This window comes from Pseudomonas sp. NFACC45, from assembly GCF_900113505.1.
In the GTDB taxonomy this organism is placed as follows: Bacteria; Pseudomonadota; Gammaproteobacteria; order Pseudomonadales; family Pseudomonadaceae; genus Aquipseudomonas; species Aquipseudomonas tehranensis.
This window is the reverse complement of the sequence record NZ_FOPO01000005.1, coordinates 336,361-351,568: the sequence shown is the minus strand read 5'-3', so window position 1 is coordinate 351,568 and position 15,208 is coordinate 336,361. Positions and strand designations below refer to the sequence as shown.

General features: G+C 64.2%; 16 protein-coding genes. 4 read left to right on the top strand and 12 right to left on the bottom strand.

Annotated features, from left to right (window positions below):
- Nucleotides 1-494: 494 nt before the first annotated feature.
- From gspF to gspG, 7 genes are all read right to left on the bottom strand, one after another.
- Nucleotides 495-1,706 (bottom strand): type II secretion system inner membrane protein GspF, encoded by a 1,212-nt coding sequence (gene gspF, locus BM132_RS11775; protein WP_092455447.1) that lies wholly within the window; start codon nucleotides 1,704-1,706, stop codon nucleotides 495-497.
- A complete protein-coding gene (gene gspE / locus BM132_RS11770) occupies nucleotides 1,706-3,124 on the bottom strand; it encodes a type II secretion system ATPase GspE (RefSeq protein WP_092455445.1) in 1,419 nt (472 codons plus the stop codon). Before gspE ends, gspF begins: the two co-directional genes overlap by 1 nt.
- Before the next feature lie 193 nt (nucleotides 3,125-3,317).
- The gene (gene gspD, locus BM132_RS11765; RefSeq protein WP_092455442.1) at nucleotides 3,318-5,669 is read right to left on the bottom strand and encodes a type II secretion system secretin GspD; all 2,352 of its coding nucleotides are present in this window, start codon (nucleotides 5,667-5,669) and stop codon (nucleotides 3,318-3,320) included.
- Entirely contained in the window at nucleotides 5,666-6,229 is a 564-nt protein-coding gene (gene gspM, locus BM132_RS11760) for a type II secretion system protein GspM (RefSeq protein ID WP_092455438.1), read from the bottom strand. Before gspM ends, gspD begins: the two co-directional genes overlap by 4 nt.
- On the bottom strand, nucleotides 6,222-7,403 hold the full coding sequence (gspL, locus tag BM132_RS11755) for a type II secretion system protein GspL (RefSeq protein WP_092455420.1): 1,182 nt from the start codon (nucleotides 7,401-7,403) through the stop codon (nucleotides 6,222-6,224). Before gspL ends, gspM begins: the two co-directional genes overlap by 8 nt.
- A complete protein-coding gene (gene gspK / locus BM132_RS11750) occupies nucleotides 7,400-8,386 on the bottom strand; it encodes a type II secretion system minor pseudopilin GspK (protein WP_092455418.1) in 987 nt (328 codons plus the stop codon). The genes gspL and gspK overlap by 4 nt, the downstream gene beginning before the upstream one ends.
- Nucleotides 8,387-8,394: 8 nt before the next feature.
- Nucleotides 8,395-8,844: a type II secretion system major pseudopilin GspG gene (gene gspG, locus BM132_RS11745; protein WP_092398789.1), complete on the bottom strand. Its 450-nt coding sequence runs from the start codon at nucleotides 8,842-8,844 to the stop codon at nucleotides 8,395-8,397.
- 149 nt (nucleotides 8,845-8,993) lie between these two features.
- Here gspG and gspI point away from each other — a divergent pair, with 149 nt between their 5' ends.
- Complete coding sequence (gene gspI, locus BM132_RS11740) at nucleotides 8,994-9,368, top strand: type II secretion system minor pseudopilin GspI (RefSeq protein WP_092455416.1); 375 nt, start codon at nucleotides 8,994-8,996, stop codon at nucleotides 9,366-9,368.
- Between the two features lie 41 nt (nucleotides 9,369-9,409).
- Here the strand turns inward: gspI and BM132_RS11735 are convergent, their stop codons facing one another.
- A complete protein-coding gene (locus BM132_RS11735) occupies nucleotides 9,410-9,841 on the bottom strand; it encodes a general secretion pathway protein GspC (RefSeq protein ID WP_092455414.1) in 432 nt (143 codons plus the stop codon).
- A 115-nt stretch (nucleotides 9,842-9,956) separates the two neighbouring features.
- On the opposite strand from BM132_RS11735, the gene gspH reads away from it, so the two are divergent.
- Together gspH and BM132_RS11725 are read left to right on the top strand one after the other, a co-directional pair.
- Entirely contained in the window at nucleotides 9,957-10,409 is a 453-nt protein-coding gene (gspH, locus tag BM132_RS11730; protein ID WP_092455412.1) for a type II secretion system minor pseudopilin GspH, read from the top strand.
- Nucleotides 10,406-11,017, top strand: coding sequence for a type II secretion system protein GspJ (locus BM132_RS11725; protein ID WP_092455410.1), 612 nt, complete (start codon nucleotides 10,406-10,408; stop codon nucleotides 11,015-11,017). The genes gspH and BM132_RS11725 overlap by 4 nt, the downstream gene beginning before the upstream one ends.
- Nucleotides 11,018-11,077: 60 nt before the next feature.
- On the opposite strand, the gene BM132_RS11720 is transcribed toward BM132_RS11725, so the two are convergent.
- From BM132_RS11720 to BM132_RS11710, 3 genes are read right to left on the bottom strand one after another with little or no spacing between them, the layout of a single operon-like run.
- Nucleotides 11,078-12,019, bottom strand: a complete 942-nt coding sequence (locus BM132_RS11720) for a FecR family protein (protein ID WP_092455609.1) — start codon at nucleotides 12,017-12,019, stop codon at nucleotides 11,078-11,080.
- Between the two features lie 37 nt (nucleotides 12,020-12,056).
- Nucleotides 12,057-12,602 (bottom strand): sigma-70 family RNA polymerase sigma factor, encoded by a 546-nt coding sequence (locus BM132_RS11715; RefSeq protein WP_047228928.1) that lies wholly within the window; start codon nucleotides 12,600-12,602, stop codon nucleotides 12,057-12,059.
- The gene (locus tag BM132_RS11710) at nucleotides 12,599-13,231 is read right to left on the bottom strand and encodes a TonB C-terminal domain-containing protein (protein WP_092455408.1); all 633 of its coding nucleotides are present in this window, start codon (nucleotides 13,229-13,231) and stop codon (nucleotides 12,599-12,601) included. The genes BM132_RS11715 and BM132_RS11710 overlap by 4 nt, the downstream gene beginning before the upstream one ends.
- A gap of 204 nt (nucleotides 13,232-13,435) precedes the next feature.
- On the opposite strand from BM132_RS11710, the gene BM132_RS11705 reads away from it, so the two are divergent.
- Entirely contained in the window at nucleotides 13,436-13,777 is a 342-nt protein-coding gene (locus BM132_RS11705; protein ID WP_092455406.1) for a hypothetical protein, read from the top strand.
- Nucleotides 13,778-13,857: 80 nt separating this feature from the next.
- Here BM132_RS11705 and BM132_RS11700 read toward each other — a convergent pair whose 3' ends face one another.
- On the bottom strand, nucleotides 13,858-15,207 hold the full coding sequence (locus BM132_RS11700; protein ID WP_092455404.1) for a TolC family outer membrane protein: 1,350 nt from the start codon (nucleotides 15,205-15,207) through the stop codon (nucleotides 13,858-13,860).
- Nucleotide 15,208 lies beyond the last annotated feature (1 nt).

Sequence of the window (15,208 nt, the reverse complement as noted above, 5' to 3'; positions counted from 1 at the left end):
GGTGACGCGTGCTTGCCGTCATGGCGCTCGGTCCTGTGCCGATGGCGATGGGGTGAGGCCATGGGTTAGAAACTCGCAGTTTCCGGTGACAGATAAAGGAAAAAACCTCGGGAGCTGGAGGCCGTTTTTTGGGTTTTTTCCTCGGGTGTTCGAGGGCTCTGGGTTGGGGTTTCAGACGGGTTTTGTGACGGTGCTGCGCAGGGTGGGCGTGGAGATGGCGGCGGGTGGTTGTCTGACGATAGAAGATGACAGAACGAGGAACCCGAGTTTGGTGTTGGCGAGGCTCGGGAGGTGTTGCGGCACTGCAAAAATAACTGGCGGGTCTCTGCTGTTGTGGCGAGGGGATTTATCCCCGCTGGGCTGCGAAGCAGCCCCAAACCAGACGCCCCCGTGTGTCAGGCTGGTTGCATTCAATCTGATTGGGACTGCTGCGCAGCCCAACGGGGATAAATCCCCTCGCCACAAAATCAATGTCCACCACGGATTGCGTGCGCTTATTGAACCAACTGATTGATCTCGATAATCGGCAGCAGCACCGCCATGACGATCACCAGCACCACGCCGCCCATGACCACGATCATCAGCGGTTCCAGCAGCGCAGTCATGCCCATGGCCCGGCGTTCGATGTCGCGGGACAGGGTTTGTGCGGCGCGTTCGAGCATTGGCGGCAGGCAGCCGGTTTTTTCGCCGCTGGCGATCAGGTGGATCAGCACCGGCGGGAAGACTTTTTCCACCCGCAACGCCGCCGCCAGGTTGACCCCTTCGCGGACCTTGGCCGTGGCATCGCTGACGCTCAGGCTCAGGCGGTCATTGGACAGTGTCTGGCGTGCGGCTTCGAGCGCTCGCAGCAAAGGCACCCCGGCGCCGCCGAGAATCGCCAGGGTCGAGGCAAAACGCGCGGTGTTGAGGCCCAGCACGAAACGCCCGATCAGCGGCAGGCGCAAGATGCGACTGTGCCAGTTCAACCGCGCTTGCGGGTTGCGCAAATACAGCCGCCAGCCCCAGAACCCACCCGCCAGCATGCCGAAACACAACCAACCCCAGGCGCGGATGAAGTCGCTGGCGGTCAGCATCGCCAAGGTCAATCCTGGCAGGTCCTGACGGGCCTGGGAGAACGCGCTGACCACCTGCGGCACCACGTAGCTGAGCAGGAAAATCACGATGGCAATCGACACCAGCCCCACTACACCCGGATAGATGAACGCCGTGAGGATCTTGCCCCGCAGGTTGTTGCGCTCCTCGATGTAGTCCGCCAGCCGCTCCATCACCTGGGCCAGGTCGCCGGACTCTTCACCGGCAGCGATCAGTGCCCGGTAGATGTCCGGAAAGTCCCGTGGCCGCGCCGCCAGGGCTTCGGCCAGGCGCATGCCGCTACGCACATCGGCGCGCACTGCGCTGAGGGTCTGGGCGATGTGTTTTTTTTCCGCCTGTTCCACCGTGGCGCTCAACGCGGCCTCCAATGGCAGGCTCGCCCCCAGCAGGCTCGCCAGTTGCCGGGTGGCCCAGGCCAGGTCGTTGTCCGAGAGTTTGGCGCTGAACAGGCCGCCGCCATGGGCTTGCGCGGTGTTGCGCTCGAGCTGCACCTGCAACGCCGTCAGCCCGCGGCTGCGCAGCAGGTTGAAGGCGCCACTCTGGCTGTCGGCTTCCAGGTGCCCGACCTCGATCTTGCCGGTGGCGTCGGCGGCTTCAAAACGGTAGCGATTCATCAGGCGTCCCGTGTCACGCGCAGGATTTCTTCAGGGGCGGTGGCGCCACTGCGCACCCAGCGCTCACCGTCCTCGCGCATGCTGAACATCCCGGCCTGGCGGGCGGCGGCACGCAGCGCCTGCTCCCCTGCCCCTTGGTGAATGAGGGTGCGGATGTCATCGTCGATGCAGAACAATTCATGGATGCCGGTGCGACCGCTGTAACCGGTCTGGTTACAGCTCGGGCAGCCCACCGGGCGCCAGGTGCCGGGGGTTGCCGGATCAGCTTGTTTGCATTGCGGGCAGAGCCTGCGTACCAGTCGCTGAGCGAGTACGCCGAGCATCGACGAGGCCAGCAGGAACGGCTCGACGCCCATGTCGATCAGGCGGTTGATGGCCGACACAGCGTCGTTGGTGTGCAGGGTCGCCAGCACCAGGTGACCGGTGAGGGACGCCTGCACGGCGATTTGTGCGGTTTCCAGATCGCGGATTTCGCCGATCATGATGATGTCCGGGTCCTGGCGCAGAATCGCCCGCAGGGCCAGGGCGAAGGTCATGTCGATCTTGGCGTTGACCTGAATCTGGCTGATGCCCGGCAGGTCGTATTCCACCGGGTCCTCCACCGTGAGGATGTTGTGGACGCTGGCGTCCAGCCGGGCCAGGGCGGCATACAGACTGGTGGTCTTGCCGCTGCCGGTGGGGCCGGTGACCAGCACGATACCGTGAGGCTGGCGGATCAGGCGATCGAGTTTGCCCAGCACGCCAGGGTCCATGCCCAGGGTTTCCAGTTGCAGGCGCCCGGCCTGTTTGTCCAGGAGGCGCATTACCACCCGCTCGCCGTGGCCGGTAGGTACGGTGGAGACCCGGATGTCGATGGGCCGTCCGGCTACCCGCAAGGCAATACGGCCATCTTGGGGCAAGCGTTTTTCGGCGATGTCGAGCTGGGCCATGATCTTGATCCGCGACACCAGCGCGCCATGCAACGCCTTGCGTGGCGAAACCACGTCGCGCAGGGTGCCGTCGACCCGGTAGCGCACCACCGAATGGCTTTCGTAGGGCTCGATGTGGATGTCGCTGGCCTCGTCCCGTGCCGCCTGGGTCAGCAAGGCGTTGATCATGCGGATCACCGGCGCGCCGTCCTGGGTGTCCAGCAGGTCGGTGATCTCGGGGATGTCCTGCATCAGGCGGTCGAGGTCCACCTCGTTTTCTGCCGCGCCCACCACGGCGGCGGCGCTGCCGGTGTCGGCGTAGGCACTGTTGAGCAAACCGTCGAGTTCCTCGTCACGCACCCGCTCCAGCCGTACCTCGCCGAATTGGCGGCGCACTTCACTGATGGACCAGCCTGGGGTGGAGGGACAGACCATCAACACCGCACCTTCGTCAGACTCGCGCAGCACCAGGCGTTGGGCCTTGGCCCAGGCGTATGGGAGGGTGTTCATAGGCACAACTCCTCCTCGACTGACGGACACACCGTGGCTGGAGCGTCGACACTGTGTAGGAGCTGTCGAGTGCAACGAGGCTGCGATCTTGTCCCAGACAATTGAGTCAAAAGCGAAAGATCAAGATCAAAAGATCGCAGGCTTCGCCAGCTCCTACATAACCCAGCGGGAGCAAGCTCCCTCGCCACGGTACTCATTGTCCAACCGGCTCCGTTGCCGGCACCGCCTTGATCACCGCCCTGGGCGTCTGCAGCCCGGCGGGCGTGGCCTGCGGAATGGCCTTGGCCGAGGCCGGCAGTTGCGGGGCTTGCATGTCCGGCAGCGCCCAGCTGCGTTCCGGTTGCAACAGGCCCTGGGCGCGGCGCATGAAGTCGTAGCGGTTGAGGGTGATGCCGCGCCCCGCCGCCGTGTCGCGGATGATGTAGGGGCGCAGGAACACCATCAGATTGGTCTTGGTGATCTGCCGCCGCTCGTTGCGAAACAGCGCGCCGATGCCGGGAATGGTCGACAGCCACGGCACCGCGTCGTTGCTCTGGCTGTAGCCGTCCTGCAACAACCCGCCAAGGACCATGATCTGCCCGTCGTCCAGCAGAATGCTGGTGTCGATCGCGCGCTTGTTGGTGACGATCCCGGTGGCGCTCGAAGCGCGGTTGTCGACGCTGCTGACCTCTTGATAGATATCGAGCTTGACCGTCCCGCCTTCGGAAATCTGCGGCCGGACGTTGAGCTTCAGGCCCACCTCCTCGCGGGTCACGGTCTGGAACGGGTTGTTGCTGGTGCCGCCCCCACCGGTGACGTAACTGCCGCTGACGAAGGGAATGGTCTGGCCGACAAAAATGCTCGCCGCTTCGTTGTCCAGGGTCAGCAGGTTCGGGGTCGACAACACGTTGGTGCCACCCTTGCTCTTCAACGCCCGGGCCAGGACTTTCAGGTCGAGGATCTTGCCGATGCCGGGGATGTCCACGGTGCCGTTGACCAGCCCCAGGTTCAAGCCCTGGGGCAACACGTCGATGCTGGTCTTGCCGTTGAGGTTGAGCCCGGTGCCACCGAGGTTGACCCCGCCGATCACGCCGCTGCCGCCCAGGTTGCCGGTCTGCCATTGCACGCCGAACTCGCTGGCGTCGTCCTCGCCGACTTCAACGATCAGGCTCTCGATCACCACCTGGGCGCGACGCTGGTCGAGCAGGTCGATGACTTCCCGCAGGTTGCGGTACAGCGGGTCCGGCGCGGAAATCAGCAGGGTATTGGTGGTGGCGTCAGCCTGGATGGTCACACCGCCGGCACTGAAGGCGGTGCTCTGATCGTCCTGCGGCGAAGCCGAGCTTTGTCCGCCACTGCCCTGGGCGTAACCGTTGCTGGTGGTCGACGCACTGGCGCTGGTGGTGGCGTCGCTGCTGCCCTGCCCACTCTGGCCGTTGGTGCTGGCGCCCATGCTGCTGAGTACCGAGCGCGAGTTATCACTGCCCTCGCCTTCGCTTTCCCCAGTGAGCAAGCCGCGCAGGGATTGGGCCAGTTTGCCGGCCTGGGCATTGCGCAGGTACACCACGTGCAGGTTGCTCGGGTTGTTCTGGGCGTTGTCGAGCTTGTAGATCAGGTTACGCGCCAGCTCCGTGCGCTCGGGGCTGCCGGCCCGAATGATGATAGCGTTGGAGCGCGGGTCGCCGATCACGTTGATCTTCTGGGTCTGGTCGCCGCCCTGGGTTTCCAGCAACTCGGAAACCATCTGCGCGATGTCCACGGCGATGCCGTTGTGTATCGGCACCACGTCGGTGTCGATGGCGCTGGGGGTATCGATGCCTTCGATGAGCTGCGCCACCCGCGACAGGTTCTCGGCGTAATCGGTGATGACGATGGTGTTGTTGCCGGGGTAGGCATTGATCGGGTTGTTGGGCGACACGATCGGGCGCAACACCGGGATCAGGTTCACCGCGTTTTCGTATTGCAGGCGAAAGGTGCGGGTCAACATGCCGTTGCCGGCCGGCCTGTCGGCGCTGTAGATCGGCCCACCCAACAGCTTGGCGTCGGCCTCGGGCACCACCTGGGCCACGCCGCCGACGTCCACCACGCTAAAGCCTTGCATGCGCAGCGCGGCCAGCAGCATGTCATAGGCCTGGTGCGCCGGCACCTGACCTTCGGACACCAGCGTCAGGTTGCCCTTGACCCGAGGGTCCACCAGAAACTGTTGGCCGGTGGAACGGGACAAGGCCCGCACCACCGCCTGAATGTCGGCCTCGACGAAGTTCAGGGTCACCGCTTGGTCACCCAGTGGGCTGCGTGCCGGCGTACTGCTGCGGGGCTCGCGGGCACGGGCGGTGAGATCGACCGGGTGCCGCACCGGCGGTTTCTGTTCACGCAAGGTCTGAGCCTGCTGACGGTCCAGCAGCGCATCACCGCTGCGCTGAGTACTGCCCAGCGGAATGCCCAGTTCACTGTCTACCAGCAACGGTGGCTGCGACGCCGGCGGTGTGCTGTTGCAGGCGCTCAATGCCAGCAACAGGAACGGCACGCTCTTGCGCCAATGACGCGGGTATCGGGACCCCTTCATGAAGCTTCCTTAGCGCTTTGCGCCTGATCCATGCGAACGGTTCCGGACAGGGTGCCGGCGGTGTCTTCGGTGTTTTCGATGTTGTCGGCGTTGGCCGGGGCCGTGCGCCGCAAACGGGCCTCAAGCACGTGCAGGGAAAATTGCCGGGGACTGCTCAACAGCCAGCCCATCACCTCATCGGCCGGCGCGTCGTTGAAGGTGAGTTGCCAGGCCGCGTCCACGGCCTGCAACTGGTAGTGCTCGCTCAAGCCGCCGGCATCCAGGGCCTGGCGCAGGGCCACTTCCAGAGGCTGGCCTGGCGCAGGGCCGCCGACGTCCCGCAACAACACTTCGAGGGCCTGGGTCTGCGCGCGCAACTTCGGCGTTTCGACCTGCCAATACGCCAGGGTTTGGAGCGGTGGCTGGATCAACAACAACCAGACCAGCAGCCCGCCGAGTGCCAGCGCCGCCAGGGACACGGCGCGCTGCTCGCGCACCGCCAGGCCCTGCCAGGACGTCCGGCCACGCGCGCGCAGGGTTTGCCACTGCGCCCATAGCCGTGCCGGGAATGGCTTATTCATCGTCGGCTTCCGGGGGGTGTTCGGGGGTGTCCTGCGCGCCCTGTCCGGGCAAAGCAGCACGCAAGGTCCAGCCCTGGTCATTGGCCGCAACGTCGATGCCGGCCTGGGTCAGGGGGATTTTCCAGTCGTCTGCGGCGGATGCTTTTTGTGTCTCGGCCACGAGCGTCAGGCGTAACTCACCGTTTTCAAACACCAATTCCTGCACGTTGCCGCTCATGAACGGCATGGCGCTGCCCGCCTGTTGCACCAGGCTGGCGAAGCGTTGCGTCGGATCAGCCGCAGTGCCGCTTTGGCGTGCAGCGATTTGCTGTCGCGCCTGTTGCAAGGGGTTGAGAATCACCGGCAGTTCGGGAAACGCCTGCTTTACCCGCTGGCTCATGTGCGCCTTGAGTCGCTGGCCCTGGGTGGCCTCACGGGTGGCGTAGAGATTCAGGCCGACCACCCACACCGCCAGCGCTACCGCGCAAAGCGTCGCCGCCCTACCCCAACCGCCACGCTCGGCCGTGCCATGCGTCAGGCCGGCATGCAAGCCCCAGCCCGGCGCGGCACCGGTCCAGCGCTGGGGGGCGGGCAAGGTGTTGATCGAGACCTGCGGCGGCGATTCGCCCACCCACTGCAGCCCGGGCCCTGCCTCCAATAACCATTCATCCAACGCATCGTCCAGCAACGGCTGCACCACCGCGTGTTGCACGCTGTAACGCACCAGCAGGTGGCCGTCGTCAACGCAGGCCACCGGCCCGGACAACGCCGGCAAGGCGTAGGCCGCCGGGTACAGCCCGTGCAGGTGCAGGCCGGCCTGGCGCAGCACCCGGCCCAGGGCATCGAGTGACTCTCGGTCGAGCCAGGCAATGTGCACCTGCCCGTCAGCACCGCGCGCGCTGTGAGCCACCTGCATGCGCTCGCTGGCACCGAGCATCAGCGCTTGGGCGGCGCAGTTCACCGCGGCGGTAATTTTCGCTGCCGGCAACTGCGGCAATTCCAGACTGGTGAGCACGCTGTCGCGCGGATGGAGGAAACATTCAACCCGTTGCTTCTTCGCACCCTGGCCGAGGGCCCGGAGGTTGCTGTGCCCCTGGTCGCGGACCTGGCCCTGGCGATCGAGCCAGGCGAACGCCACCGGACTGTCGAGGCTCAAGCTGCCCAGTGGTGTCAACGCTATGCGCAAACGAGTCATACGCCCACCCGTGACCAGATCACCTGAGGCATCCGGTCCTGGCTGCGTTGCAGCAAAGCATCCAGCACGACCCGCCGCTGCCCACTGCGCGCCTGACCCCGCAGACGGAACCAGTCGCTGGTGATGCCGACCTTGACGGAGGTCATTTCCAGCTCAGGCATGCGCAGGCGATTGACGAAATCGCCACGGTTGATAAACCAGTGGCCGCCGTCTCGCTCAGCGATCAGTGCCTGGGCCCGTTGCAACGACAACCCCGGCACGTAAGCAGCCAGCACCGGGGCGCTGGCGGTGTTGCCGTTGAGCCAGGTATTGGCCGGCAGAATCGTCACATAAGGCGCCAGTGTATCCAGCAGCTGCGGGGTGACACCCTTGATACTGCGCAAATCCTGCAACGTGCGCAGCATGGGGCGTGTCGGCGCCAACGGCGTGCCGGAAGCATCCGGCGAGGTGCTGCGGCCGCTGTCGAAGGTAGTGCTCACCGCAGCCTTGTCCGCCGACGCGGGGTTCCACAGACGTGGGTACGCGGCAATCACCCGCGCGACGATGCGCGCACGTACCGTCGCGGCGATGCCAAGTTGCTCGCACAGCCGTTCGAAAGCGCGCACCTGTTCCTGGTCTACGCGTTCATTGGCGACCAGATTGCGCAGGTTGAATTTGCCTTGCTCATCTTCCAGGCGCCCTTCGAAGGGGATGTCAACTCGGCTGGAACCGGCCATCACGAAGGGATTGGCCCAAGCCTGACCGAAGCGTGTGAGCGGATCGCGCTGACGCGCATCCCACAACAACTGGCGACTCAATTGCAGGCCGCCCTGCAACTGCGCCGTACCCTGGATACGCAACTGCTCGGCTTCCAGGCTGCGGGTAAACAGGGTTTGGCGGGTGAGCATGCCCCCGGCGATGACCGCCACCACGGCGGCGATCAGCAAGGCACTGATGACCGCCATACCCCGCTGCTTCGCCGCGAAGGGCGAATCCGTTCGCATCACGGCCCTTATAACTGCCAGGAGCCGATGTCGGCATTTACACCCTCGCCGTCAGGCTGGCCGTCGGCCCCCAGGGAAAAGATATCGACTTCACCATTGGCGCCGGGGTTGAGGTAGTTGTAGGGACGCCCCCATGGATCGTTGGGCAGGCGTTCCAGGTAGGAACGCCATGTGCTGTTTTTTGCGTCAGCGGGCCGTTCCACCAGCACCTTGAGCCCCTGGTTCATGCTCGGGTAACTGCCGTGGTCCAGGCGATAGAGTTTCAACGCCTGCATCAAACCGCCAATGTCCTGTTTCGCCGCCGTCGCCCGAGCCTGGTCCGGCCGGTCGAGTACCTTGGGCACCACCATCGCCGCCAGAATGCCGAGAATGACCACCACAACCATGATTTCGATCAGGGTGAAACCCTGCTGCCCACGAGGGCCTTGGAGACGGGCGTTGTAACGGGCGATCTGCATCTCGACGGTCCTTCGCTGGATTCAATTCGTGGCGCAGTGTTGCAAGAAAACATGTCAGTGATATTGAAAATGCTCAGGAGCTTACGTCGTCAATCGGTCAACAATGGTGGTTAAGCTCGGGGACTGCCTCTGCCCATAGAGCTCGCGCGATGCCACGTCCCGCCCCACAAGCCGGCTTCACCCTGATCGAAGTACTGGTCGCCCTGGCGATCATCGCCGTGGCCATGTCGGCGGCGGTGCGCGTGGCGGCGGTGATGACTCAAAGCAATGGGCTGTTGCGAGACAAATCCATCGCACTGCTGGCGGCCCGCAGCCAACTGGCGCAACTGCGCTTGGAGGGGCGTTTTGTGCAGGGTTCAAAAGTCATCGAATGCGATCAGGGACGGTTGCTGCTGCGTTGCGAACAGAGCCTGCGCCCGGCGGAGAGCGGCAGGATGTTGTGGGTCGAACTGACCGTGTCGGATCGCAGCCGAGAGGCACCGCCGCTGGCACGGCTGGAGACGCTGGTCAGTCGGGGAAAATAGTCGCTAGACACGGTCCATTGTGGCGAGGGCTCGTCGTGATCTCAAGGACGGGTGAGTGAGGGTAAAGCCACCGAATCCGGCAATCGGGCCAAGGCCAGCCGGGTTTGCTGATTGCCCCGCTCGATCACCACCGCTTGCGCCTCGATCGATACCAGCCGCACCCCATGAGCCACCCGCTCCCCAGCCAGGAAACTGCGGGGTGGGCCGTCGTTGAGACTGAGGATCGCCACAGCCCCGCGAGCACCGGCCAGCACACCGCTGACCTTGATATCCACCGGCGCCGGCTGGCTGGAGAACCATTGCAGTGCAGGATTATCGGAACGCTCGGCCAGCCGTTGCGGGGCAACATCCGGCGTGCGGGATTCGGCCGATGTCAGCAGCAGCGAAGACCAGGTCGCCACCCCGGCCAATGCCGCCAACAGGCCGAGTGCCTGGAGGAGTTGCGCTGGGGAAACACGCTCGATGAACGCCATGGTCCGGTTCTCCTTTTTTATCCAGCCTCCAGCGTACGCCTCGATTCTCTCCGTTTTATTTCACATCCTTATCATCTTCACCGTGCAGGATGAATACCGACGCAAAGGAGCGCGCATGAACCTTGGCAAGCAACGCGGTTTCACCCTGATCGAATTGATGGTGGTACTGGTGATCATCGGCATCGCCAGTGCCGCAGTGGGCCTGAGCATCAAACCCGATCCGCTGAAGTTGTTGCGCCAGGACGCCGAGCGGCTGGCGCAACTGCTACAGCTCGCCCAAACCGAAGCCCGCGTCGATGGCCGGCCGATTAGCTGGCGCTGGGATGCCAAGGGGTTCGGTTTCAGTCGTCGGCAGGATCAAGGGCCAGGGCTGGATCGCTTCAAGGATGATCCGCAACTGCACCCGCGGCGGTGGCAGAGCCCGTCCATGGACGTTCGTGTGGAACCCAGGCAGCGAGTGGTGTTGAGCGCCGAGTGGATCGGCGCCCCGCTGAACATTCGTTTGTCGGACGGCCAGAACAACATAAACGTCCAACGCAGCGCCGCTGGCCGGGTGCAGATTCAATGAACGGCCGAGAGACGGGCTTCACCCTGCTTGAAGTCATGGTGGCGATTCTGCTGATGGCGGTGGTCAGCCTGATTGCCTGGCGCGGACTGGACAGCGTCACCCGGGCCGACAGTCATTTACAGGCCAGCACCGAGCAGACCGAAGCCTTGCTGCGAGTGTTGAACCAATTGGAGCGCGACGTGGCATTACGCGCCAGCATTGAGTTGAGCGAACCGTTAAAACCCGGAGTCGATGACCAGCCCTCAACCGCGCCACCCGCGCTCACCGTGCGCAGCACCGAAGGTCGGGGTTTTCGCCTGGATGTGATCCGGGTGGCCGCCGCTCAAGAAGGCACGCTGCAAAGGGTGCGCTGGTGGCTCGAGGGAGACACGCTTTACCGAGCCCAAGGCCAGGCCCGCAGCCGCTACCCATTGCCGGCACCCGGCGCGGGCGTAGCGGTGCTCAGCGAAGTCAGCGATGCAGGACTGCGTTACTGGGACAGGGAAAAAGGCTGGCGCAAGCTCAGCGGCAATCGCCAGGAAAACCCGCTGGGCATCGAAATCAGCCTGACACGGCAGACGCCACAAGGGGTGGAAAAGTATCGGCAGGTGTTGGGGCCGTTGGAGTGAGGGTAAATCCAGTGCGGGGCGAGCCTGCTCGCAATGAGGCTCATCCGGATAGCGCTGAACTCAGCTCAGCACCACCACCCCGCCCGGCAACTCGGTGCATTTGGCGCCATAGGCATCGCGGATCAACAGCGCCACGCCAGCCAGTTGATCAAGCCGGAACCGCGCCTGGACCTTGCGCTGGCCCAATTCGCGATTGAGTAACAGCAACATGCCAGGACGATAGCGGTTGATTTCGTCGATGACGCTGGCCAGGGTCGCGTCGTTGAACACCAGCACCTGCTCGCGCCAGGCAGTGGCCGCCGACACATCTGCTTTCTTTGGAGTGCCCATCCGTCCGCTGTCGTAGGTCAGTTGCATGCCCGACTCCAGGTGAAAGCTCTGGCCGCGCACCTGGACCTGCACCACACCTTCCAGGCAGGTCGCGCAGACGCTCTGGTCGATGTAGCGGATATTGAACCGAGCCCGAGCGGCGCTGATCCAGCCAGCACCGGCCTGGACACTGACCGTCGAAGCACTGCTTCCCAGCACTTCAACTTCGCCACCGAGCAACACCAACCCCTGCCCGCCATCGGCCAACTGACGGCGGCTGAGGCGGGTTTGGGTATTCAGCTCAAGACTGACACCCTTGGCCAGTTCCACCCGGCGCTGTTCGCCAACCTCAGTGACGTAGTCGGCACCGAGCCCGGAAACCCCACCGGGCACCGTGGCCCGGATCAACAGAAAACCTGCCGACGCCGCGATCGCGCCGCCGAGCAATGCCCGTCGTCCGAAATGTCGTGGCGCCTGCAACGCCTCGGCGGCCGGTTGCAGCCCGTGCCACAACGCCTTGGCCTGCTCGAACGCCCGAGCGTGTTCGGGACTTTGCCCGCACCATTGGCGCAGGGCTCGGGCATCGGCCACGGTGGCGCGACCCGAGGTCAGCAGGACCAACCAGTCTTGGGCCTCGCTGGCCAGTCGAGCCTCAGGCGTGGCATCAGGGGAAGCAATGCTGAAGATGTTCAAGCGCACACACACTCACGAATTGGTCTGGTCTCTACTCTCAAGACTGTTTTCCCGCGCCGGGACCGAACCGCTGAATCACTTTTCTTTCCAGACGCAGGGCGCAATGCCCCAGCGCGGCCTTGATTTCCTTCTCTACCATGCGCGTGGAGATGCCGAAACGTTGGGATATTTCCAGGTGCGGCGCTTCCTCCAGACGCGCGGCAATGAAAATCCTGCGGCGCCGCGCCGGCAGTTCATACAGGGCCTTGAGCAGGGTCTGCAACTCCTTCTGCCCCCCCACCACCCGGGCCGGATCCAGCGCCTCATCGGAAATCTGCAGCAAGTCCTCGATTTCGCTGCCGGTGAGCAGGCGAGCATCGGCCTGTCGACGGTCGGCGGCAATGTTCAGCGCCATGCGATAGAGATAGGCACTGGGCTGGGCGATGTCCGGCGTCTCGACCATGCGATCGACCCGCAGGTAGGTTTCATGCAGCACATCGTTAGCCAGTTCCTCGGAGCCCAGGCGCTTGCGCAGGCGCACCTTGAAATCCTCATAAGAGGTGAGGAACAACTTGACCAACGGGCTGCGACCAGAGTGTTTCATCGCCCCAAAACCCCTTCCCCTGCTGTGCACTCCATGCTTGTTCCTGATGAGTCGGGTAATAAAAGCAGGGTCACCGGTTGGCGCAATGAACTGGGCGCCGGGCGGTCGATCCTGAGGTTTTGCAAACTGTTGACCAAGGCCTTGTCACGCATCGGATCGCCCGTGGAACTGACCAGGCGGCTATGCTGAACCACGCCGTCCCGGCCGATCCACACTTGCAGCACCGCCCGAAAACTTCCCGGGCGGGTGAGTGGTGAACGGCACAAATTGCGCTGGATGACCGTTTGGATCGCCGCCGCATAGTTGCTGTCGCTCAAGCCCGGGGCCGCGCCAGAAGGCAGCGGCACCTCACGGACCTGCACCGGTTGCAGCGTGAACGCATCCGCTCGGGCGTAATGCGCCACAAGCCCGGTGCCGCGAAGCAACACATTGAGCCCTTGAGAAGCTGTGAACAGTCCCTGGACGCCCAGCGTATGGCGCTGGCGGGATAGCTGCTGATCCACCAGCACCGCCATACCCGTCGCCCGGCTGAATTGCTCCAGCGCCGTGGTCAGTTCCTGCGGGGCGATGTCCAGGTCCACCAGGCCGTTCGCCTGGATCGGCGCGGCCAGCAACCACAACAACGCCATCAGTCCCCCCAAGGGCGACCTGGCCAATCCACGCCTGCGTCCGCCCCCGGCTCTGCCTTGCTGCACGACTGACGTATCCGTTGAAAACCGTCATCCTGAGGGCTGTTTATGAATGTCGTATGACAACTGATACAAATCCCTCGAACCCCACTAAACTCGTGTTCTGACAGCGAACCGCCCCCTGGGCGGGCCAGGAGGTCGGCAATGAAACAGTGGATGAAAATGATGGTGGGCCTCGGACTGCTCATGGCCCAGCCGTGGGTCCATGGCGAAGAGGTACCGGCGTGTATCGAGGTGACCGTGGGCGGCTACAGGACTGCGGACTACAACTGCCTGAGCCGGCAAATGGGCAACGATCCGCACGCCGCGGCTGCCGCGCAACGCACGCAGGAGGCGTTGAATGTGCCCGTTAACAAACGCCCGCCGAACAGCATCGGCCTGGCGACCCCGGCGGCCACCAGCGTGCGCATGGGCAATACGTTTGGCACCTCGGTCAAGCCCCAGAGACCGCCGGTTCCGGCCAGCCACTCGCCACTGCCCAGATAACCGCTTTTTGTGCCCAGGGCGCTTGCTCCCTGGTCCGCAGGAGGGCGTTGCAACGTCGAGTGCTGGAGCCCCTACGCGCCTCAAAACAGGCTTTGCACCTGCTCCAGAACGGCCCGGTTCATCTGGCCGGTGTGGGTGTGCAGGCTCACATAACTTTGCAGCATGTCCAGCTTGGTGTTGAGCAGGTCCCGACGGGCCTGGAATAACCGTTGTTGCGCATCCAGGATGTCCACCGTGGAGCGCACACCGCCCTGGAAGCCTTTTTCCGTCGAGGCCAGTGCCCGCTGATTGGACGCCACCGCGCGTTGCATCGCCTTGCTTTTGGCGAAGCCGGCCACCACGCCCAGGTAATCGGTTTCGATCGTCTCGGCCAACTGCTGACGCTGCACGTCGTAGTCCGACTGCGCGCCGGCCAGTTGCGCCTGGGCCTTGGCCACCGATGCGCGCACCGCTCCGCCGCGATACAACGGGATGTCCAGTTGCACCCCCACGTAATAGGTGTCCTGGCGCGGGTCGAGCTCCTGATACTGGCGGGTTTCCCGGCGGGTCAACTGAGTGGTCAGTGCCAAGGTCGGGTAATGCCCGGCGCGCTGGCTGTCGGCCTGGGCCTCGGCCACTTTCACCGCCGCCAGCCGGGCCGCCAGCTCGGGGCTGGCCTCACGGGCAATCGCCGTCCAGTACGGCAGGTCCTGCTCGGGTGGGATCGGGCTGCCGGCGGCAAGCTCCTCGCGCATCGGCCAAATGTCATCGATGGGCACATTGGCCCGACCGGACAACGCCCGCAGTGCCGCCACGCGACGAGCCTGGGCTTCGGCCTCCTGGGCCTCGACCAGGTCAAGCCGCGCCTGAGCCTCGTCAATATCGGTGATCGCTCCTTGGCCACCCTCGAAAAGCTTTTTGCTCTGGGTGACCAAGCCGCTGATGGCAGCTTTCTGCTGGACGATCAACTTGATCTCGTTTTCCGCTCGTGCGACGTCGAAGTAGCCCTTGGCAACCCGGTCGAACAGCGTCTGGCTGGCAACGTCGAACAGCTGGCTGCCCAGTTGTCCTCGCGCCTTGCCCTCCTGGTACGCCGCCCACCGTGCCTTGTCGTAGAGCGCTTGCTGCGCCGCCAGGGTGACGTTGTTGGCCTGGTAATCGTTGCTGTTGACGTAGCCGCTGTCATCCCCACCATCGGTCCGTCCGCCGCGCCCGTAACGCGAAGTCAGTGACACTTGCGGATAGAGGCCGCCACGGCCAATCGCTTCTTCCTGGCGAGAAGCATCATAAGCATGGGTGGCTGACTGCAAGGTCGGGTCGTTGAGTCGGGAGGCGTCGTACGCCGCGGTCAGGCTCAGGCCACCGTCGGCGGCCGAGGCGAAATTGATCACGGCCCAACTGGAACACAGGCTCAGCAGCACGCGAGCGCTGTAACGGCAACGGTCGGTCATG

What these genes read in the sequence shown, in the direction of transcription:
- gspF (WP_092455447.1), bottom strand. Translation starts at nt 1,706, where the DNA reads ATGAATCGCTACCGTTTTGAAGCCGCCGACGCCACCGGCAAGATCGAG.
- gspE (WP_092455445.1), bottom strand. Translation starts at nt 3,124, where the DNA reads ATGAACACCCTCCCATACGCCTGGGCCAAGGCCCAACGCCTGGTGCTG.
- gspD (WP_092455442.1), bottom strand. Translation starts at nt 5,669, where the DNA reads ATGAAGGGGTCCCGATACCCGCGTCATTGGCGCAAGAGCGTGCCGTTC.
- gspM (WP_092455438.1), bottom strand. Translation starts at nt 6,229, where the DNA reads ATGAATAAGCCATTCCCGGCACGGCTATGGGCGCAGTGGCAAACCCTG.
- gspL (WP_092455420.1), bottom strand. Translation starts at nt 7,403, where the DNA reads ATGACTCGTTTGCGCATAGCGTTGACACCACTGGGCAGCTTGAGCCTC.
- gspK (WP_092455418.1), bottom strand. Translation starts at nt 8,386, where the DNA reads ATGCGAACGGATTCGCCCTTCGCGGCGAAGCAGCGGGGTATGGCGGTC.
- gspG (WP_092398789.1), bottom strand. Translation starts at nt 8,844, where the DNA reads ATGCAGATCGCCCGTTACAACGCCCGTCTCCAAGGCCCTCGTGGGCAG.
- gspI (WP_092455416.1), top strand. Translation starts at nt 8,994, where the DNA reads ATGCCACGTCCCGCCCCACAAGCCGGCTTCACCCTGATCGAAGTACTG.
- BM132_RS11735 (WP_092455414.1), bottom strand. Translation starts at nt 9,841, where the DNA reads ATGGCGTTCATCGAGCGTGTTTCCCCAGCGCAACTCCTCCAGGCACTC.
- gspH (WP_092455412.1), top strand. Translation starts at nt 9,957, where the DNA reads ATGAACCTTGGCAAGCAACGCGGTTTCACCCTGATCGAATTGATGGTG.
- BM132_RS11725 (WP_092455410.1), top strand. Translation starts at nt 10,406, where the DNA reads ATGAACGGCCGAGAGACGGGCTTCACCCTGCTTGAAGTCATGGTGGCG.
- BM132_RS11715 (WP_047228928.1), bottom strand. Translation starts at nt 12,602, where the DNA reads ATGAAACACTCTGGTCGCAGCCCGTTGGTCAAGTTGTTCCTCACCTCT.
- BM132_RS11710 (WP_092455408.1), bottom strand. Translation starts at nt 13,231, where the DNA reads ATGGCGTTGTTGTGGTTGCTGGCCGCGCCGATCCAGGCGAACGGCCTG.
- BM132_RS11705 (WP_092455406.1), top strand. Translation starts at nt 13,436, where the DNA reads ATGAAACAGTGGATGAAAATGATGGTGGGCCTCGGACTGCTCATGGCC.
- BM132_RS11700 (WP_092455404.1), bottom strand. Translation starts at nt 15,207, where the DNA reads ATGACCGACCGTTGCCGTTACAGCGCTCGCGTGCTGCTGAGCCTGTGT.